We start from the raw sequence: 17,899 nt of genomic DNA, 5'->3' as shown, positions 1-17,899 counted from the left end.
CGCAAAGAATCGTCGGACGGTCACGGTTCTCCAGTGTGCAATTCCGATGCATGCGCATAATCGTCTACCCAGTTCGGTGATTCAGCACTAGGACGTGGCAGGGGTCGACTCCTAGTTCACCCCATACCCAGAGGGTGAACTAGTCGATGGACCCTTGGTCGGGCGATCTGCGCGGCGTAGCCTCATTGCGCGGCCGTGACCGCATTAATAGTCCTGAGCCATCAAGGGAGATGCCATGACGCAAAGCAAGGTCGTATTCATCGCGTTCGCAATTGAGGATGAGCGTCAGCGCGACTTTCTTAAGGGGCAGTCGCTCAATGCTCGTGCGCCGTATGAGTTCATCGACATGTCAGTCAAGGAACCGTACGACTCCAACTGGAAGGACCGAGTCCGGACGCGCATTCGGCGGTCGCACGGAGTTATCGTGCTCGTCAGCAAGAACTCTCTTACTTCAAGCGGGCAGAAGTGGGAGATCGAATGCGCGAAGGAGGAGGAGAAGCCGATCCTTGGAGTCTGGGCATACACGGACGACCGCACCTCTATCAGTGGTGTCTCCACCGTTGTGTGGAGCGACACCAACATCGCCGCTTTTATCGACTCCCTCTAAACATGCGCAAAGCCCTGATCGTTGGGATCGACTACTATTCCCACATCACAAATCTAGGCGGCTGTGTCAACGACGCTCTCGCCGTTCGAGGCGTGCTGGAGCGCAATGCTGACGGTACGCTCAACTTTCCCACGCCAAACGTTCTGATCGGCACCAATGATACCCAGCCGGTCACCAAGACAGAACTCAAGAGCGCTGTAAGGGAGCTCTTCGTTGACGATTCTGATGTCGCGCTCTTCTACTTCGCCGGACATGGCTACCTGGAGGACACGGGAGGGTACCTGTGCACGAGCGACTCTGTCGATGGTGATGATGGGTTAGCGCTGAGCGAAGTGATGACCTTCGCGAACCAGTCGAGCGCCAAGAACAAGGTGATTATTCTCGACAGTTGTCACGGGGGAAGTGCCGGCAGTAATGCGATAGCCCGTACGATGACCGAAATATCGGACGGTGTGACCATTCTTACTGCCTCGACCGCAACGCAATATGCGCTAGAAACAGGTGACGGATCGGGCGTCTTTACAAGGTTGTTCGTCGATGCCCTAAACGGCGCCGCAGCAAACCTCGTGGGGGATATCACGCCCGGCAGTGTCTACGCGCACATCGACCAGTCGCTTGGTACATGGGCTCAGCGACCAGTGTTCAAGACAAACGTCAAGAAGTTTGTCTCGCTCCGCAAGGTCGATCCGCCGATAGCCCTCGCAGATCTACAGGCGCTGACTACGCACTTTCCGACTGCCGATCACGATTTCTTGCTCGATCCGGCTTACGAGCCTGAGCGATCTCCGGGCCAGGAGAATGATCCGTCGATTCCGCCTCCCGACCCTGAGAAGAACGCGATTTTTCAGGTTCTGCAGAAGTATGTGCGGGTAAACCTCGTTCGGCCAGTCGATGCTCCGCACATGTGGCATGCTGCTATGGGCAGTAAGTCATGCGAACTGACTGTGCTCGGACAGCACTACTGGAAGCTTGTTTCGGAGGGGCTCATCTGATATGTCGTCGAATGACAAACTGCTTCGATCGCTTCGTGACAAGCGGCTCGTCGAGGAATTGGCAGAGATAGAGCACGAGCGATGGGCTCACTGGCAGCAGTATTTGCATGAGAGATGCACGCCTGGTGCGGATGGATCGCTGACGATTCCCGCAGAGCTCGTCCGCAAGTGGACGATCCAGCTGAGAACTCCCTACGCAGAATTGTCGGAGTCTGAGAAGGAGAGTGATCGAGAGCAGGTCCAGCGTTATCTGCCGGTCCTTGAGAAACGGCTTACAGGGAGCGACGCGAAGAGGCCTCGTTGATCTACCCGCGTGACTGGCCTGTGAGGACTTTCTTTACTGGCTCAAGGCGCGGCTCCGGCGCGCGGGGCCGTCCGGCCGGCGGGGGCCCGCGATGGGGACCCCCGCGCTCCGGGCGCTCCGCGCCCTACGCGCGACCCCACCGCACCCCGACGGCCTACCGGCCCCAGACATGACAAGAGACGGTCCCGACTCAGTAGTCGAGACCGTCCCTCGATAGATCACCCCTTGCTTACATGGGCACGTGCACGCACGGGTGGCACCATCGGCCGCATGGAAACCGAGGACCAGAAGCAGGACAGGCGCATCCGTCGCAACCTGCTGTTCTGGTCGGGCCTCACCGCAGTCGTGCTACTGCTCGTCGGGCTCAGCAGCCTGATCCGAGGGTAAGGACCCGGACAGCGTCCGACCCACAGGCAGTGCCTCCGGCGGGCACCAACCGAACACCAGAGGGGCAGGGAAACGCCCGTGGTGCCCCTGTCCCTCCGGCATCCATCGGCTTGACCGGGACCCTGACACCGAACCCGCCGGTAGTGCAACAGGTCCCGCCGACCAGGAGCACCACCGCACCACGAGCTGGACGGGCGGGACCTGTTGCACTGCCAGCAGAACCGATGTCCGAGACGTGCCCCGCGCCGCCGGATGCCGGAGGGACAGGGACCCCACGAAGACCGCCTATGGGCAGAAGTCGAGCCACAAACCCGCGATAACAGCGCCGATTTTCGTGCACCCCCCGCGCACCCCCGACTGGCGACCACGGTGTTTCGGATGCACGACATGCACCCGGGAAATGGCTCCAGCAGTCGTTAAGGCAGGCCCCGCCATCCTTCGCAATGAGAAGGTCGGGGGTTCGAATCCCCCTAGCTCCACAGACGGAAACCCCGCTTGACCAGGGCAGATGCTCCGGCCGAGCGGGGTTTCTTTGTTGCCTAGGAGGGCGTTCTCCGCGTCTCGGGTACTCCCGGGGTACCCCGTCCCGTCATTCAGGCGAGCCCCTTGGTCGCGAAGTGCCGGTAGACCGTGGCCGCACCGACCTCGGCACGCCGGGCGATCTCCCGGAGAGGCACGTCCAGGCCGCCGGCGCCGAGATCGTCCTCGGAGACCTCGCAGACCCGGCGTCGCTGCATGCGGCTTTCCACGGCGTCCACGGCGTCTTCAGCGTCCAGTCAAGCTCGGGCCACGTGGGAGCCGGACTGAGCCATGACGGCGAGATCCGCTACGGCACCACCGCGGCCGAAGCCGCCGAGCCCAGCGGTGTGAACCATCTATTCTACTGTTCGATGATCGCCGCCGGACCGACACCGACAGGCGTGCGCCACTTCGAAGTCAAGAGTCATGTCGAGGACCGTGTCCGGCGTCTGGGCATCGCCAGCACCATCGTCCGTCCGGTGACCAGCTCGACGCCCAGTGCCTCGAGCGCTCGGGCCCGGTCGGTGGCTACGTCACGCACCAGGGCGCGCACTGGAACTCCGGCGGCGAGGAGTGCGCGAGTGGTCGCGCCGCCCTGCTTGCTGGTGGCGCCAGTGACCAGCACGGGTGCGGTGTCTTGGGGCATTGGTGCGGTGGGCATGGGTGCTCCTCCATGCCCGTTCGACAGGTGGCAGGGCTCGAAGAGCGTGTCCCTGGTTCAGATGCCGGCACCGCTGTCGAGCAGCCAGTGGTATCGCATCCGCAGAGCGCGTTCGGTGGCGCCTACGGCAGCGCCGAAGCCGAGCGCGACGTTGAGCCACAGCGGCAGATGCACGGGAGACACGAACGTGCCGATCGTGTCCGCGATGGGTGGAATCTCGGAGAGCGGCTCCGCGAGCTGCAAGAGGTTCAGGCCGATGCCGATGAGCAGCAAGATGATAGAGACGGCGCCCATGAGCCCGCTCGCGGCAGGATGCTCGCGCGCGAAACGCATACGGCGCCCCTCTGCGGACTTCGGGTCTGGCTCCAGTCGATGCTCCGTGCCGTCGTCGGCGACGAAGTGCGCTCGACGCATCCCCGCCTCGCTCGTGCGCACGTCGATGTGCCCGCCCGGGACGGGGAAGAGCGCCGGCACTTTCGATTCGGCTACGTGCCGGCCGTCGCGGTAGAGGCCTGCCAACACCTCCCACGTCTCAGGATCGCCGCCGTGCTTGACCTCGATCGTGTACACCGACGTCTCGCCTCCAGGCGTCGCCGGGTCAGTGGGCAGGGCGATCGACAGCACCGACCGCCGCGTCATCTGCCACCAACGGAACGGGGCCAGCTGCCGCCCGTCGCCCGGCTTCACGCGCTTGACGAGGCGGCGGTCGTTCCAGCGTGCGGTCATGGCTCCGGTCTCCTTCATGCTTCTGCAGCGGCGACTCACCGCGGCGCGTTCCCCATACCCGCGCTCACGTGTTTCATTCGGGTCCCGTGACGATCTGGCGTGCGCGGTGCAGCACGTCGAGCTGTGCGCCCGGCTGGGACAGCACGGCCAGCTCCGGAGAAGCAACGTCCACTTGCTGGTCGGCTCGTGATCCTGGGAGGGGGCGTCACGTGCGCGCCGGACCACGGCGCCACGTGCGTGCCGCATCTGAAGGCGGTGGAGCCGTCGAGCTCACCGGCGGGTGGAGGACCAGGACGATGACGACGACCACGAGGATGGCGGCGGTCAGGCTGACCGGGACGGGGATCACCGGGTCGCACAGGACCAGGACCGCGGCCACCGGGACGACGGTGTTGACGAGCGGGTCCGCGTGGTCACGGATCGCGATCCACCACGTCCCGGCAAGGAAGACCGCGATGGGAACGGTCACGGTGAAGGAGGCCGCCAGGCTGCTGAGTTCACTGTGTCCGGTCAGGGCGTCGATCTCGACCTCGATGCCTGCGGAGAGCGCGCCGGCGGCGGCGAACACGAGGTAGTGGACGTAGGCGTAGCGCAGTGATCCGCCGGCACCGGTGATGGCCCGGTGGTGCGGCGGCCAGAAGTAGATCCACCACAGGGCACCGGTTGCGACGAACGTGAGCGCGGCGATCGAGATCAGCGGTCCGAGGGTGTCGGTGTCATGGACGGCCTCGATGATCGCGTTGGCGGAGGCGAGCAGGCTCTCGCCGAGCAGGATGAGCGTGAACAGGCCGTAGCGCTCGGTGATGTGGTGCGGGTGCCACGGGGCGCTGCCACGCCGTTGAGCGATCACGGGGACCGTGACCTCGGCGCCGATGAGCAGCACCAGCATGATCATGCCCGGTGCTTCGGGCAGGGCGAGCTGGGCCAGCCAGAGGACCTGGACGGCGGCGATACCCGCCGCGTAGACCTGCGCGGTGCGGCGCACGGACGGGTGCGAGCGGGCGGCCCGCAGCCACTGGGCGACCATGGCCAGGCGCATGACCACGTAGCCGATGACCGGCAGGGTGTAGTCCTGGTCGGTGAAGGCGGGCTCGATTCCCGTGGCGAGCACGAGCACGCCGGCCATCTGCACGATGGTCAGCACGCGGTAGAGCCAGTCGTCGGTGTCGAACGAGGTGGCGAACCAGGTGAAGTTCATCCAGGCCCACCAGATCCCGAAGAACACCAGACCGTAGGTGGCCAGGCCGTCGAGCACGTGTCCCTCGGTCAGGGCGTGGTGGAGCTGGACCGAGGCGATGCTGACCGCGACGACGAAGACGAGGTCGAAGAACAGCTCGAGCACGCTGGCCGACCGGCCCGGTTCGCGCGGGTCGCGCGGTGCCATCGGGACGAGGCGGAACCTGCTCGCCGGGGGAGAGGGTCTGGTCATCGTCGCGGTCCTTCATGTCGCAAGCTCGACAGGTGTCGTGGCGGGCAGCCTGGCGCGTTCTTGTGCCCGGTTCGGGTGGTGCGTGGTTCAGATGGTGCGTGGTTCAGCGCAGGGCGCGGACGTGCTCCCGGCCCACGGGGTCGGTGGCGTCGTCGAAGTCGTGGTGCGTGGCGAGCCATTTCTTCACGTAGGGGCAGACGGCGACGATGCGGTGCCCGGCCTGGACGCTGGTGCTCAGTGCGGTGCGGGTGAGGGTGCCGGCCAGGCCTCGGCCGCCGAACTCTTCGAAGACGACCGTGTGGTAGAAGATGCGCTGCGTCTCGCCGATGTCCTTGTAGACGGAGAACCCGGCGTGGGTGTCGTCGACGAAGACGTCGAAGCGGGTCTCGTCGGGGTTGTCGCGGACGGTCGCTTCGTACTGGCTCTGATCGTTCATCGCTGTGGTCCTCTCGTTGTGGGCAGTGGCGTGCACAGGTTCACGCCACGGGGTGCCCGCTGGCCGTGAACCCGGTCGAGACGAGGTCCTGCACGACGTCCCAGTGCTCGACGATGCGACCGTTCTCCAGGCGGAAGATGTCGACGATCACCACCGGGCCGGGCGCCCATCCGTGGACGATGCTGTGGGTGAAGACGAGATCATCCTGGGCCGCGATGCGTTGTAGGTCCCAGGTGGATCCCCGCAGACCGGGCGCGGCGGGGCGCAGCATCTCCAGACCATCGGACGCCTGAGGGCTGTGCCGTGCATACGGCTCTGCCCCGTAGCGATACACCCCGGTGAGGTCCCTCTCGGCGAAGAGTTCTCGCAGCGCGGTGAGCACGATCTCGGTGGTGCGCTCGGTCTTGCCACTACCGACGGCGCTGCGGTCGGCGACGGGGACGTCGGTCACCTCGGTGATGGTTCCGACGAAGTTGTACAGCGTGCCGTCGACGGTGACGTTGGAGTACACCGTCGCGTTCGCGAGATCCACCACGTGGGTCACTGTCGTGCCGCACGCCTCGGCCCACGAGTTCAGGTAGAGATCGTCGCGGATCTCCTTCAGATCGAGGGCGACGGTCTCGGCGTGGCCGTTCGGTGTGAGCCCACCGCCTTCCTCCACGACGAACCTGCCCTGCGACGATGAGCTGAAGGTGAACCGCATCCTCAGCCACCCCATGTCAAACCGGTAGGTCTTGCCGACCATCGGCACGGTCATGACGATCCTTCCTCTCGATACCGGCAGCTCCGGTACTGAGTTGACTGCTCACGTCAGAGCGACCCGGAGCGCCTTGCAGGCTCTCCCCCGGTCCGAACCGAGCTCGAACGCTTGGCGCGCTCCACGAGCCAGACCATGACGACGACCAGGACGTTCATCACCATGAGGATGATGAGGGAGGGGCCCGGCCCGGATCCGACGCCGCGGTCGATCACCGACGAGCCGCCGCCTGCGAAGAGGGCATTCACGATCCCGGCGACAACGTTGTTGGAGACGTGGAAGGCAATCGCGGCTTCCAGCCCGCCGCTGATCAGACCCATGATCGCCGTGCACGCGGAGAAGACGAACAGATAGCTGACGAGCCACGGGTCCAGGGACACGTGAACCGCTGCGAAGAGCGCCCCAGAGACGACGATGCCGAACACCATGGCAAGCCGGACGCTGCGGAACCAGGAGCCGGCGGCGGGGATCACCGCTCCTCGGAAGGCAATTTCCTCACCTGCGGACTGCAGAGGAGTGAAGAGAAGAGTGGCGACGAGAGTGGCGATGGTAGTCGCTCCGATCTCGAACGCCCCCCGTCCGGTAGACCCCGGCGCGACGAGTGTTGTCACGATGCCGGCGAGACCGACCAGGACCGCGGATCCCAGGAGATAGACCCCGACGCGTCGCCAGTCGAAGGTACGGGTGTGCCGGAACACCGCACGCCACGGCACCTTCGCCATCCTCGCGACCAGCACCGTCGCGAGCAACGCGGTGATGGCGGTGCTCAGTCCCGTCGCGACGATCGTGAGCGGTGTGAGTGCAGGCTTGTTCGGATCTGCCGGCCCCTCGATCAGGACGACCGGTTGGAACACGATGATCTGGACCAGGAGCAATATCACCGGTACCGCGACCAGGACGACCAGGGACTTCCAGCGCGACATCCGGAAGTGGACACCGAACGGCCGGTCGGGCGATGTCCCAGGCAGCGCGACCTCTGCATCACCGGCGCGAACGGGACGTGCGTAGCCCTGGTCTGCGGGCCCCGTCACTGTCCGGCTCCCGACGAGAGCGACCCCTTGTCGCCGCCTGTGACGGCCTCTGGTGTGCGCACGATGAACAACCTTTCCTGAGGACGGGTCGAGTGATCCGCTCGTGAGTAGACAATCTGCCGTGGGGGCAAACACAAACGTTCGACGGTGCTAGACCATCGAGGTCTGCGGAGCCTCTGCCGACGCCGGCGTCAGGACCGTCCCCGTGTGTCGCGTACGGATCGCCACGACGATGACGGCGCCGATGATGAGCGGAACAGGGATGAGGGCGGTCAGGTCGATCGCGGCGGCGGAGCGGTCGGTGGCCACGGTGGGGTCCACCTGGAGCGCGGCGTCGATGACGAACTGGGTGGTGTTGTACACCGCATGGAGCACGACGGCGATCTCGAGCCCGCCGGTACGCCAGGTGATCCACGCGGTGCCGGCCGCGAAGACGATGTACCAGAGGTTCAGCAACCCGCTCGTGGAGACGTGGACCAGCGCGAAGAGCACGCTCGAGATGATGATGGCGAGCACGAGTCCGAGGCGCGCACTGTGCGTCCAGCTGCCGACGACGCGGAGGATGAGACCGCGGAAGCCGTATTCCTCGCCGGCGGCCTGGAACGGCGTCAGGGCGAGTGCCGTGGCGGTGAGAAGGAGCGTGTCGTCCCATGTCCAGGTCGTCTGCGGCAACGGCGTCTGGTAGTACACGATCTGGAACAGGACGGTCACCGGAAGGAGGATCACGAGGGCGCGGCCGAAGATGTCGAAGCGGAAGTGCGACAGCACCGACGACAGCGACCCGCCCCGCACGCCGTAGAGCCAGCGCTGGATCAGCATGCTCCACGGGATCAGCAGTGCCACGGAGAACGCACCGACAGCGTTGACGAGCGGCGTGTACCCCGGCCTGGCCTCCGTGCCGATTGCCGTGTCAATGAGGGTGGCGATGATCGCGAGCGCAAGAATGAAGAACTGCATGCCTCCGACAAGGAGGGCGATTGCGAGGACGCCTCGTCCGATACGGCGTTTGTCGCTGACGAGCCCGCGGTGATACTCCACAGGCGTGATGGGGTGTTCCATCATGTTCTCTCTCTGTTCTTCATGGGTGGACGCGAGGTCGGTATGGCGTAAGTCGTCAGACGCCGATGCCGTCGAGGAGCCAGTTGCATCTGAGGTGGAGCACACGCTCTGAGACCAGTTCCGCTAAGCGTTGTGCGCTCGTTCCACACATTCCAGAGGTGGCACTGCCAATATTCGCGAGGATAGTGACGCGCCCGATCACGGTGTTGTTCATGATGGATCTCCTTGGCAGGCTGCCGGAGGCCGTGTGGTCACGCCGGCCGGGACCTGTTCCAGGCACGACGAACCGGCGTCGACGGAGTGGGCCGGAGCCCTTCCCGCGGCGTGGCACGACGCTATGGCGGGCGTCCGGCAGACGTCCAAGACTTGTCCCGACGCCGGACGATAAGAACTGTCTATCGATCAGCAGGCGCCCCGCGTCGATACCTCTCCGCCCAAGGGTTCCCGACCGGGCACGCCGTAGCGTTCGTAGGCGCGCTGGAACTTCGCGCGGCGCGCGCCGGAGCTGAGCAGCACCAGGACGGTCACGACGAGGAAGTTGCCGGCGATCGCGACGATGAGCGGCTGGACGAGCTCGGGCACCTGCCCGAGGAGGTTCTGGAGGGTTTCGACGAGGTCCATGATGTGCTCCTGCGGTTGCGGCCGTCGGGTGGTCCCCGGTCCTGACTCCAGTCCACCGCTCGCGAGCTCCGCCCAGAAGTGTCGGCCTGTCATCGCCTTCCCGGTGCATTGCACACCCCACCCATGACATGGGTCATGCCCCTCACCCGAGAGGATGAGCAGCCCGCCCGAGCGTGCCACCGCCTCGTCGCCGGCAGCGGAAGGCCGCACCACGCTACGGCTGTCCCGACGCATCAACGCGACCTGTGCGGGATGTCGCCTCGACGAGCCCGACCGGGCGCGAGGTGACGTACCCGATCGCTACGCGATCGGACCCGCTGGCATGAGGAGGTCCGCTACGAGGCACCGCACGGCAGGCGTGTCACTATCCTCGCGGATAGTGGCAGAGCCGCCTCTGGCGTCCGTTGATCGTGCACGCGACCCTGAATGAGAACTGCTCATCCGCGCGCGTCGCGAACTCAGGACCACGATGAGGAACACCCACATGACTGATCTGATGAAGGCCGTTGTGCTCACCCGATTCGGAGGGGTCGATGCCTTCGAGCTGCGCGATGTCTCCGTGCCGGAGGTCGGACCCCGCCAGGTGCGGGTGCGCGTCCATGCGACTGCCGTCAACCCGCTCGACTTTCAGATCCGTCGCGGAGACTACGCGGACCATGTGCCGCTCCCGGCGGTCATCGGGCACGACATCTCCGGCGTGATCGAGGAGGTCGGCTCCCACGTGACAGAGTTCCGTGCAGGCGACGAGGTCTACTACACCCCCAGGATCTTCGGCGGTCCCGGCTCCTACGCCGAGCAGCACGTCGCCGACGTCGACCTCGTCGGCCACAAGCCGCAGAACATCAGTCACCTGGAGGCGGCGAGCCTGACTCTCGTCGGCGGGACGGTCTGGGAGGCCCTGGTGACGCGAGCTCAGCTCACCGTGGGGGAGACGGTCCTCGTCCATGGGGGCGCGGGCGGTGTCGGCACGATCGCGATCCAGGTCGCGAAGGCGATGGGCGCACGGGTGATCACGACCGCCAGAGCCAGCGAGCACGAGTTCGTGCGCTCTCTCGGAGCGGACACGGTGATCGACTACACCTCGACGGACTACGTGGGTGCGGTGGCCGAGCTGGCGCGAGGCAAGGGGGTCGATGTCGTCCTGGACACGATCGGTGGCGACACGCTCACCAGGAGCCCACTGACGCTCGCTGATGCCGGACGCGTCGTGAGCATCGTCGACCTCGCGCAGCCGCAGAACCTCATCGAGGCGTGGGGCAGGAACGCCGCCTATCACTTCGTCTTCACGCGACAGAACCGAGGAAAGCTGGACGCGCTCACCACGCTGGTCGAGCGTGGCCTGGTCAGGCCGGTCATCGGTGCGACTCTTCCGCTCGCCCGGATCGGCGAGGCTCACGAGCTCCTGGAGAACAGGCGGTCGTACGCACTGCACGGCAAGGTCGCGATCGATGTGGCGGGCGAGACGGTCGCGCTTCCCCCTCGGATCTCGTAGCAGAACGAGCAGCCTGGGCGCCGATCGCGGTGGTCAGCTCCGCCCGGCGAAGGTGGCGCGGTACTCCGAGGGGGACACGTCCAGGAGCCGGCGGAAGTGCAGCCGGAGGTTCGATCCGGTTCCCAGGCCGACCTGGTCCGCGATGCGGTCGATCGACAGCCTGGTGCTCTCCAGGAGCTCGCGGGCGGTGTCGACCCGCGCCCGGAGGATCCACTGCATCGGCGTGTTGCCGGTCTCTTCGGCGAAGCGGCGCAGGAACGTGCGGGGCGAAAGCCGTGCGTGTGCGGCGAGCTCGGCGACCGTGAGCTGCTGGTCGAGCCGCGCCATGGCCCATTCGCGCGTCGCCGCGAGGGTCTCGCCATGGACCGCCGGGCTGGTCTTCGGCAGGTACTGGGCCTGGCCCCCGTTCCGGTAGGGCGCGGTGACGAGTCCTCGTGCGATCTCTGTCGCCTGGCTCACGCCGAGGTCGCGCCGGACGATGTGCAGGCACAGGTCGAGTCCGGCGGCGGCACCCGCTGAGGTGAGGATGGATCCCTCGTCGACGAAGAGCACGTTCGGCTCGACCGTGATCTGCGGGTGCTGCTCCGCGAGCTTCTCCGCGGCGTCCCAGTGCGTCGTCGCGCGCAAGCCGTCGAGCAGGCCGGCATCCGCGAGGGCGAACGCGCCGTAGCAGATCGACGCGATGCGCGCCCCGCGGGACGCGGCGGTCCGAAGCGCTTCGTGCACCTCCACCGGTATCGGCCGACCGGCCGGGACGTACCCCGGGACGATGATCGTGTCCGCGTCGGCCAGTGCCTCCAGGCCCCGCGGGACCGTGAAACCGAAGTCTCCGTGGGTTGTCACCGTTCCGGCGGTGACGCCGCAGGCTGATACCTCGTAGGGGAACCCGGACTCCGGATGGAACACCTCCGCCGGGATCCCGACGTCCAGAGGGCGCGCCCCGTCGAGCACGAGGACCACCACCTGATGCGGTCGCTGCACAGCCGACTCCGATCTGGTCGACGCGTACCGACCTTGTCATTACCCTCGCACCCAGGCGCATTATTGTCAGCCGCGCCTACCCGCCTCGGGGCGGCGCAGCGCAGCAGGGATGATGCGGCTCAGATCACGGGCCGCTTGCTGTCGATGTGGCCGAGTGTCGCGCCGGTCTCGGCCAGTGCTGCGGCGGCTTTCGCCCATCCGGTATCGGCGGGGTCCAGAACGCTGCGCAGGTAGGTGGTCGTCAGTCGCTGCAGGACCGCGACGCGTTCCGGGTTCTCGTCGGTGGTCTCGGCAGCCTCCCAGCTCGGGATGCCGCCCAGGGAGTGCTCGGCGTCGAACAGGGTCAGCAGGTCGGTGGCGCCCGGGCTGTGGGTGTAGGCGTCGGTGAACCAGTCCGGGCCGCGGCTGGACATCTTCGACTGGTCGTGGTCACCGGCCACCACGAGTGTGGGCGTGGTCAGCTCGCTGAACGACGGGTTCATGAACGGGAAGTGCTCCTGGGCGAACGGGTGCAGCTCCTCGCCCCCGATCCCGGTCGCGGCCAGCAGCACGCCTGCCTGCACACGCCGGTCCGCGTAGTCCTGGGCGGCCTGGCCCGCGGCGTCGAGCACGCGGGCGCCGAGCAGCATCTGCACGGTCTGGGCGCCCCAGGAGTGTCCGGCAGCGACCACCCGGCGCCGGTCGACCCGCCCGGCAAGGCCTGGCACCGCACGTTCGATCGTCTCGAGCTGGTCCATGGCCCGCACGAGGTCGGCGCGCCGCTCGGTCCAGACCTCGCCGAACCGGGGGTCGTCGAACCCGATGCCGTCACGACGGGAGTCCAGGTGCGTCGGCTGGACGACGACGAACCCACGAGACGCCCAGAAGGCCGTCAGGGGTGCGTATCCGTCGAGCGACCACCCGTTGCCGTGGGAGAACAGCAGCACCGGCAGGCGCTGCCCGGTCACAGGGGCAGAGACGCGCACGTCGAGGGGGAGCGCTCTGCCCGGCGCGTCGAGGCGCACCGGGGCGACCGAGACGACCGGATCACCGGCGCCGACGACGGCGTCGAGGGCGCGGACGACCGGGGTGTCGGTCGTCGCTGGAGCAGCAGTCACGGGAGATCACACGTCCTTTGCGTTCGAGGCCTCCGCCGAGCACAATCTAAGCGGAGCGCCGCTCCGAAAGGATACGGAGCAGCGCTCCGGTTTGCAAGTCTCGACGAAGGGTCCCCATGACGACTGCCGGTCCTGCTGGCTCGACACCCCGCGCCAAGCGCGTCGATGCCCAGCGCAACGAACAGGCCCTGCTGGAGGCCGCCGCCGCTGTCTTCGTGACGTCCGGCGTCGATGCGCCCGTGCGGCTGATCGCTGAACGCGCGGGGGTGGGCATGGGGACGATCTACCGGCACTTCCCCACCCGCCCCGCCCTGGTGGCGGCGGTGTATCAGCACCAGGTGGAAGCGCTGGCCGAAGCAGGCCCTGCACTCCTGCGCGAGTCCGGCGACCCCGGGGTCGCTCTCCAGCGATGGGTGGCCGGCTTCGTCGACTTCCTCGTGACCAAGCACGGGCTCGCCGGTGCTCTCGGGTCCGACACGGAGGGCGTGAACACCCTGCACCACTACTTCGTCGACCGGCTCGTCCCGGTCTGCGACGCCCTGCTCGACGCCGCACTCGAGCCGGAGGCGTCCGGGCGGCTGTCCGGGTACATGCTCATGCGCGGCATCGGCAACCTCTGCATCGGCGCCGGTAACGACCCCCGCTACGACGCCGCCCGCCTGGCCACCCTTCTGGTGACCGGGGTGCTCACCGGGGCACGACACGACCGCGACCCGGGCACCATCGCTCCGGAAGGCGACCGCAAACCGCCGCGCGACAAGATGTGACCCCACCATGGGGCTGCGGCACAGGTCGATCTCGAAAGTAGTGGCCGGCCGGACTCCACATCTCGGCGGTGAGCGGCGTCTTAAGGGGGCAAGCACATCCGACTCTCCTGGAGATCCACGTGACCAGCATCCCCAGCACCGTTCGCTCCACGACCTTCCGCCTCACCGCCATCGGCGTCGCGGCCACCACCCTGTGCGTCGGCAGTGCCGGCTTCGTCGCCGCGGCCAACCCGGCCTCGGCCTTCGGTCAGGCGGTCGGCACCGCGGTGCACGCCGCCGGCGTCGACTGGTCCGACATGCCCGACGGCTACACCCAGGCGCAGTACGAGGCCTTCTGGGGCGCCGAGTACAGCGGTGAGGACCTGGTCGAGCTGCAGGCGCTCTGGTCGCTCGACGAGACCGAGACCAAGTCCCGCGCCGGCCAGATGATCCTCGACGGCGAGCAGTTGCCATTCGGGCCCGGCACGCACACGACGCCGGAGCCGACGGCGGGCGAGCAGGCGGCGATCGTCGCGTTTCTCGACGCCGGCTACACGTCCGAGGACGTCGACACGCTGAGCGCGCTGTGGGACACCGAGTTCGTGGAGACCAAGGCACGCGCCGGCCAGATGGTGCTCGACGGCGAGGAGCTGCCCCTGGACGCCGCCACGACGTCCGGTAGCTGACCCTTGCGCCCGGCACCGCCGACGACTCGCCAGGAGGCGACCATCAACACCCTCACGCTGCGTATCGGCTTCGAGGTGGAGCTGCTCGCGCCCGCCGGTTCCGACCGGCAGGTGCTCGCGGACGCTCTCGCGAGCCGCCGCGGCGGCCGGGTGCGCCGGTCCTTCCATACCGACAGCGAGCCGTCGGCGGTGCCGGGCGTGGGCGTGTTCCGGCACCTGTCGCCCGCGTTCGACGTGGTCGACGGCGCCGGCGCCCACGTCGTGCGCCTCGTGGACGACATCACCCTCGTGTCCGACCTGGCCGGCACGACCACCCGGCCCGGGCACCGCGGGTGGTACCGGGTGCTGTGCGACGAGCCCCGCCTGCTGCGCCTGGTCGAGCGGTCCACCGATCCGGACGCCACCCTGCCCGACGTGCTGGCACCGGTCGCCGAGCTGTTCGGCACCCGCGTGGAAGTGATGGGCGGAGCGGCGCGGGTGAACGACAGCGCGGGGGCCACCGTCGCTGTCGCCATGCCGCTGCCGGCCGGGCGCGAGCGGCCCTGCGAGGTCGTCACCCCGCCGATCGTCGAGAACCACGGCGAGGTGCTCGACGAGCTGCTGGGCACCGCGCGGGGCCTCGGCTTCACGGTGCCCGCCGAGGCGGCCGTCCACCTGCACCTGGACGGTGCGTCGTTCCGGCGGTCCGCGCCGTTCGCCAACCTGGTCCGCCTGTTCGGGTACTGGCGCGAACCGCTGTGGGAGGTGCTGGGCACCAACGAGGCGTGCCGCCGTCTGGCGCCGCTGCCCGCGGAGCTGCTCCGGCTCGTGGAGCGAGGCGACCAGTCCTGGGGCGAGCTGGCCGCGGCCGCACGCGGGATCGGCCTGACCAAGTACGCCGACGTGAACCTCACCCAGCTCGTCACCCCGCACCCCGTCCGGGACACGGTCGAGGTCAGGATCCTGCCCGGGGCGCTGGAGGCCTCCGACATCGTGAGACGTACCGCGCTCGTGGAGCACCTGGTGCGCAGATGCCTCGACGACGCCCCGGTACCACGGCCCGGCGGCGCGGCGGCCCACGATCCGGCAGGGGCGCTGCTGGCGCTGACGACGACGGGTGCCGACCGATGACCATCTGGCTCGAGACCGCCGGCACGGACAGCGCGCCCACGCCGCGGGCGGCGCCCGCGCCTGCGCAGGACGGCGCCCACCCCGCCCCGGCCCGATCGCTGGAGGAGCTGGTGCGGACGCACCTGCCTGGCCTGGTTCGCTACGCGACGGTGCTGGTCGGTGACCAGCACACCGCCGCGGACCTCGTCCAGGAGGTGCTGCTGCGGGCCCACCAGCGGTGGCACCGCATCACCCTGACCGACCGGCCCGACCTGTACCTGCGGCGCATGGTCACCAACGAGCACCTGTCGTGGCGGCGGCACTGGCACGTGCGCATGATCCGGCCCACCGCCGACGACGCCCTGGTCGACCACGCCGGTGCCAGCGGCGACCCCGCGGAGAACCTCGCCCAGCAGGACGCCATGTGGCAGCGTCTGGCCCGGCTCCCGGCGCGCCAGCGTGCAGTGCTGGTGCTGCGGTACTACGAAGGGCTGGCCGACGCCGAGATCGCGACGGTGCTCGGCACCTCGCCGGCCACCGTCCGCTCCCACGCCGCGCGGGCTCTGGCCACCCTGCGGCACACCGACCCGACCTTCATGGAGACGCGATGACCCAGGACCGCCGCACCGGTACGCCGGTGCCCGGACCCCGGCCGGGGGGCGACGACCGGCACGACGACCTCGCCGAGCGCATCGCGGCAGCCCTGCGCTCCCGTGAGCCCGATGCCGCCGACACCGCGGCCGTCGCGCTGCGGATCGCCGCGCGGATCGAGGCGGCCGACGCCCGGAGCGGCCTCGTCACCCCGTTCGCCCGGCGCGCGGGAACCATCGCGGTCACCGGCGTGGTCGCGTCGGCCTTGGGCATGGTCGGAGCGGGCGCCACCGCTGCGGCCAACCCGTACACGGACTTCGCCGCCGCGGTCGACGGCGTCGCGCACGCCGTCGGCGTCGACTGGTCCTCGATGCCCGACGGCTACACGCGCGAGCAGCACGACGCGTTCTGGGATGCCGGGTACAGCGCGGAGGACCAGGTGGAGCTGGCGGAGCTCTGGTCAGTCGACATCATCGAGGTCAAGGCCCGCGCCGGCCAGATGGTCCTGGACGGCGAGCGGCTCCCGTTCAAGCCGGGTACGCACACCACGTCCCAGCCGTCGGCGGAGGAGATCGCGTCGAGTCAGGCGTTCATCGACTCCGGCTACACGTCTGAGGACCTCGCTGCGTTGAGCGCCCTGTGGAACGTCGACGAGATGGAGGCCAAGGTCCGCGCCGGGGAGATCTTGCTCGCTGGGAAGCCGCTCCCGCTGCCCTGACCTCGCGCCCCCACCCGCACGTCGTCCCAGCACACCCCGGCCGCCAGATCTGGCCCTGTGGGCGGATACTGAGGCGATGAGGACCGATCACCCGCTACGCGACTTCCTGACGTCGCGTCGTGCCGCGCTTGAGCCCGAGGACGTCGGGCTGCCCCCGGCCACCGCGAGCAGACGGGTCCCGGGACTGCGCCGCGAGGAGGTCGCGATCCTGGCCGGGGTCAGCGTCGACTACTACGTCAAGCTGGAGCAGGGGCGTGTCGGGAACGTCTCCGAACAGGTGCTGGAGGCGGTTGAGCGCGCGCTACGGCTGGACCGGCTGGAGCGACTGCACCTGCGCGCGCTCCTCAACCCCGACAGCATCCATACCCGGCGGATTCCGCCCATCACGATGCGCGCCAGGCCAGCTCTGCTCTCGATGATCGAGGCACTCGACCCGGTACCGGCCGTCATTCATGGGCCGCACCTGGAGGTGCTGGGCATCAACCGGGCCGGCGCACTCCTGCTGGACGATTTTGATGCCATGCCGTCCGGCGAGCGCAACATGGCCCGCTGGATGTTCCTGAGTCCGCGAGCCCGGGTGGTCTACCGGAACTGGGACGAGATCGCCCCGCAGATGGTTGCGATCCTGCGCAACGCGGCTGCCGCCGGCTCCAACGACTACCTCGCTGCTCTGGTCGACCACCTCACCGTGGCGTCGGACGAGTTCGCCCGGTACTGGGGCGACTACCGGCTCTTCGAGCACACGCACGGCGTCAAGCTCTTCTTCAACGAGGACGTCGGAGAGCTGCGCCTCAACTACGAGGCGCTCCCCCTGCCCGCGGACAACGGGCAGACCGTCATCGTGTACAGCGCGGACCGCGGGTCTCCGTCGGCGGAGAAGCTGCGTCTCATGTCCCGCGCCAGGACGGCTGAGCCAGCCGTTTCGACCGCGCTCCGAGTGTGAACGGCACCGAGCGGGCAGGTGCCTCGC

20 protein-coding genes and 1 pseudogene are annotated in these 17,899 nt (G+C 67.9%); 10 read left to right on the top strand and 11 right to left on the bottom strand.

Annotation, left to right across the window (positions count from 1 at the left end; all coding sequences use genetic code 11):
• The first annotated feature begins 235 nt into the window (after positions 1-235).
• Both AB0I29_RS24950 and AB0I29_RS24945 read left to right on the top strand, forming a co-directional pair.
• Positions 236-607: a TIR domain-containing protein gene (locus AB0I29_RS24950; protein WP_357486676.1), complete on the top strand. Its 372-nt coding sequence runs from the start codon at positions 236-238 to the stop codon at positions 605-607.
• Positions 608-609: 2 nt separating this feature from the next.
• Positions 610-1,599 carry a caspase family protein gene (locus tag AB0I29_RS24945; protein WP_357486674.1) on the top strand — a complete coding sequence of 330 codons (990 nt, stop codon included), beginning with the start codon at positions 610-612 and terminating at the stop codon, positions 1,597-1,599.
• Positions 1,600-2,883: 1,284 nt separating this feature from the next.
• Here AB0I29_RS24945 and AB0I29_RS24940 read toward each other — a convergent pair.
• Positions 2,884-3,027 (bottom strand): TetR family transcriptional regulator, encoded by a 144-nt coding sequence (locus AB0I29_RS24940; RefSeq protein ID WP_357486672.1) that lies wholly within the window; start codon positions 3,025-3,027, stop codon positions 2,884-2,886.
• Between AB0I29_RS24940 and AB0I29_RS24935 the strand changes: the two are divergent.
• Positions 2,989-3,273: pseudogene (locus AB0I29_RS24935) on the top strand (NmrA family NAD(P)-binding protein); the annotation flags it as partial. The gene AB0I29_RS24940 and the pseudogene AB0I29_RS24935 overlap by 39 nt on opposite strands.
• On the opposite strand, the gene AB0I29_RS24930 reads toward AB0I29_RS24935, so the two are convergent.
• From AB0I29_RS24930 to AB0I29_RS24895, 8 genes are all read right to left on the bottom strand, one after another.
• Positions 3,234-3,455: an NmrA family NAD(P)-binding protein gene (locus AB0I29_RS24930; protein WP_357486727.1), complete on the bottom strand. Its 222-nt coding sequence runs from the start codon at positions 3,453-3,455 to the stop codon at positions 3,234-3,236. The pseudogene AB0I29_RS24935 and the gene AB0I29_RS24930 overlap by 40 nt on opposite strands.
• A 72-nt stretch (positions 3,456-3,527) precedes the next feature.
• On the bottom strand, positions 3,528-4,196 hold the full coding sequence (locus AB0I29_RS24925) for a hypothetical protein (RefSeq protein ID WP_357486670.1): 669 nt from the start codon (positions 4,194-4,196) through the stop codon (positions 3,528-3,530).
• Between the two features lie 205 nt (positions 4,197-4,401).
• Positions 4,402-5,625, bottom strand: a complete 1,224-nt coding sequence (locus AB0I29_RS24920) for a low temperature requirement protein A (protein ID WP_357486668.1) — start codon at positions 5,623-5,625, stop codon at positions 4,402-4,404.
• 103 nt (positions 5,626-5,728) lie between these two features.
• Positions 5,729-6,061 carry a GNAT family N-acetyltransferase gene (locus AB0I29_RS24915; RefSeq protein ID WP_357486666.1) on the bottom strand — a complete coding sequence of 111 codons (333 nt, stop codon included), beginning with the start codon at positions 6,059-6,061 and terminating at the stop codon, positions 5,729-5,731.
• A gap of 40 nt (positions 6,062-6,101) precedes the next feature.
• Positions 6,102-6,818: a nuclear transport factor 2 family protein gene (locus AB0I29_RS24910; protein WP_357486665.1), complete on the bottom strand. Its 717-nt coding sequence runs from the start codon at positions 6,816-6,818 to the stop codon at positions 6,102-6,104.
• A gap of 53 nt (positions 6,819-6,871) precedes the next feature.
• The gene (locus AB0I29_RS24905) at positions 6,872-7,741 is read right to left on the bottom strand and encodes a type II CAAX endopeptidase family protein (protein WP_285105531.1); all 870 of its coding nucleotides are present in this window, start codon (positions 7,739-7,741) and stop codon (positions 6,872-6,874) included.
• Positions 7,742-7,999: 258 nt separating this feature from the next.
• Positions 8,000-9,013, bottom strand: a complete 1,014-nt coding sequence (locus AB0I29_RS24900) for a type II CAAX endopeptidase family protein (protein ID WP_357486664.1) — start codon at positions 9,011-9,013, stop codon at positions 8,000-8,002.
• Between the two features lie 297 nt (positions 9,014-9,310).
• Entirely contained in the window at positions 9,311-9,529 is a 219-nt protein-coding gene (locus AB0I29_RS24895; RefSeq protein WP_357486663.1) for a hypothetical protein, read from the bottom strand.
• A gap of 484 nt (positions 9,530-10,013) precedes the next feature.
• Between AB0I29_RS24895 and AB0I29_RS24890 the strand changes: the two genes are divergently transcribed.
• On the top strand, positions 10,014-11,021 hold the full coding sequence (locus tag AB0I29_RS24890) for a zinc-dependent alcohol dehydrogenase family protein (protein ID WP_357486662.1): 1,008 nt from the start codon (positions 10,014-10,016) through the stop codon (positions 11,019-11,021).
• Positions 11,022-11,054: 33 nt separating this feature from the next.
• Here AB0I29_RS24890 and AB0I29_RS24885 read toward each other — a convergent pair whose 3' ends face one another.
• Both AB0I29_RS24885 and AB0I29_RS24880 read right to left on the bottom strand, forming a co-directional pair.
• The gene (locus AB0I29_RS24885) at positions 11,055-12,002 is read right to left on the bottom strand and encodes a helix-turn-helix domain-containing protein (protein ID WP_357486661.1); all 948 of its coding nucleotides are present in this window, start codon (positions 12,000-12,002) and stop codon (positions 11,055-11,057) included.
• 119 nt (positions 12,003-12,121) lie between these two features.
• Positions 12,122-13,099, bottom strand: a complete 978-nt coding sequence (locus tag AB0I29_RS24880) for a chlorophyllase (protein ID WP_357486660.1) — start codon at positions 13,097-13,099, stop codon at positions 12,122-12,124.
• Between the two features lie 116 nt (positions 13,100-13,215).
• On the opposite strand from AB0I29_RS24880, the gene AB0I29_RS24875 reads away from it, so the two are divergent.
• From AB0I29_RS24875 to AB0I29_RS24850, 6 genes are all read left to right on the top strand, one after another.
• Positions 13,216-13,866, top strand: a complete 651-nt coding sequence (locus tag AB0I29_RS24875; protein ID WP_357486658.1) for a TetR/AcrR family transcriptional regulator — start codon at positions 13,216-13,218, stop codon at positions 13,864-13,866.
• A gap of 119 nt (positions 13,867-13,985) precedes the next feature.
• Entirely contained in the window at positions 13,986-14,531 is a 546-nt protein-coding gene (locus tag AB0I29_RS24870) for a hypothetical protein (RefSeq protein ID WP_357486656.1), read from the top strand.
• A 3-nt stretch (positions 14,532-14,534) separates the two neighbouring features.
• Positions 14,535-15,641: an amidoligase family protein gene (locus AB0I29_RS24865; protein WP_357486654.1), complete on the top strand. Its 1,107-nt coding sequence runs from the start codon at positions 14,535-14,537 to the stop codon at positions 15,639-15,641.
• The gene (locus AB0I29_RS24860) at positions 15,638-16,231 is read left to right on the top strand and encodes a SigE family RNA polymerase sigma factor (RefSeq protein ID WP_357486652.1); all 594 of its coding nucleotides are present in this window, start codon (positions 15,638-15,640) and stop codon (positions 16,229-16,231) included. The genes AB0I29_RS24865 and AB0I29_RS24860 overlap by 4 nt, the downstream gene beginning before the upstream one ends.
• Positions 16,228-16,929 carry a hypothetical protein gene (locus AB0I29_RS24855; protein WP_285105549.1) on the top strand — a complete coding sequence of 234 codons (702 nt, stop codon included), beginning with the start codon at positions 16,228-16,230 and terminating at the stop codon, positions 16,927-16,929. The genes AB0I29_RS24860 and AB0I29_RS24855 overlap by 4 nt, the downstream gene beginning before the upstream one ends.
• Positions 16,930-17,005: 76 nt before the next feature.
• On the top strand, positions 17,006-17,872 hold the full coding sequence (locus AB0I29_RS24850) for a helix-turn-helix transcriptional regulator (RefSeq protein WP_357486649.1): 867 nt from the start codon (positions 17,006-17,008) through the stop codon (positions 17,870-17,872).
• Positions 17,873-17,899 lie beyond the last annotated feature (27 nt).

The sequence above is a fragment of the Promicromonospora sp. NPDC050262 genome (assembly GCF_040655935.1).
Lineage (GTDB): Bacteria > Actinomycetota > Actinomycetes > Actinomycetales > Cellulomonadaceae > Promicromonospora.
Note: the sequence above shows the minus strand (reverse complement) of the source record. Positions and strands in the feature narration are given on the sequence as shown.

Excerpts from the sequence above, each read along its gene's own strand:
- AB0I29_RS24950 (WP_357486676.1), top strand. The coding sequence starts at position 236 with ATGACGCAAAGCAAGGTCGTATTCATCGCGTTCGCAATTGAGGATGAG.
- AB0I29_RS24945 (WP_357486674.1), top strand. The coding sequence starts at position 610 with ATGCGCAAAGCCCTGATCGTTGGGATCGACTACTATTCCCACATCACA.
- AB0I29_RS24940 (WP_357486672.1), bottom strand. The coding sequence starts at position 3,027 with ATGCAGCGACGCCGGGTCTGCGAGGTCTCCGAGGACGATCTCGGCGCC.
- AB0I29_RS24930 (WP_357486727.1), bottom strand. The coding sequence starts at position 3,455 with ATGCCCCAAGACACCGCACCCGTGCTGGTCACTGGCGCCACCAGCAAG.
- AB0I29_RS24925 (WP_357486670.1), bottom strand. The coding sequence starts at position 4,196 with ATGACCGCACGCTGGAACGACCGCCGCCTCGTCAAGCGCGTGAAGCCG.
- AB0I29_RS24920 (WP_357486668.1), bottom strand. The coding sequence starts at position 5,625 with ATGACCAGACCCTCTCCCCCGGCGAGCAGGTTCCGCCTCGTCCCGATG.
- AB0I29_RS24915 (WP_357486666.1), bottom strand. The coding sequence starts at position 6,061 with ATGAACGATCAGAGCCAGTACGAAGCGACCGTCCGCGACAACCCCGAC.
- AB0I29_RS24910 (WP_357486665.1), bottom strand. The coding sequence starts at position 6,818 with ATGACCGTGCCGATGGTCGGCAAGACCTACCGGTTTGACATGGGGTGG.
- AB0I29_RS24905 (WP_285105531.1), bottom strand. The coding sequence starts at position 7,741 with ATGTCGCGCTGGAAGTCCCTGGTCGTCCTGGTCGCGGTACCGGTGATA.
- AB0I29_RS24895 (WP_357486663.1), bottom strand. The coding sequence starts at position 9,529 with ATGGACCTCGTCGAAACCCTCCAGAACCTCCTCGGGCAGGTGCCCGAG.
- AB0I29_RS24890 (WP_357486662.1), top strand. The coding sequence starts at position 10,014 with ATGACTGATCTGATGAAGGCCGTTGTGCTCACCCGATTCGGAGGGGTC.
- AB0I29_RS24875 (WP_357486658.1), top strand. The coding sequence starts at position 13,216 with ATGACGACTGCCGGTCCTGCTGGCTCGACACCCCGCGCCAAGCGCGTC.
- AB0I29_RS24860 (WP_357486652.1), top strand. The coding sequence starts at position 15,638 with ATGACCATCTGGCTCGAGACCGCCGGCACGGACAGCGCGCCCACGCCG.
- AB0I29_RS24855 (WP_285105549.1), top strand. The coding sequence starts at position 16,228 with ATGACCCAGGACCGCCGCACCGGTACGCCGGTGCCCGGACCCCGGCCG.
- AB0I29_RS24850 (WP_357486649.1), top strand. The coding sequence starts at position 17,006 with ATGAGGACCGATCACCCGCTACGCGACTTCCTGACGTCGCGTCGTGCC.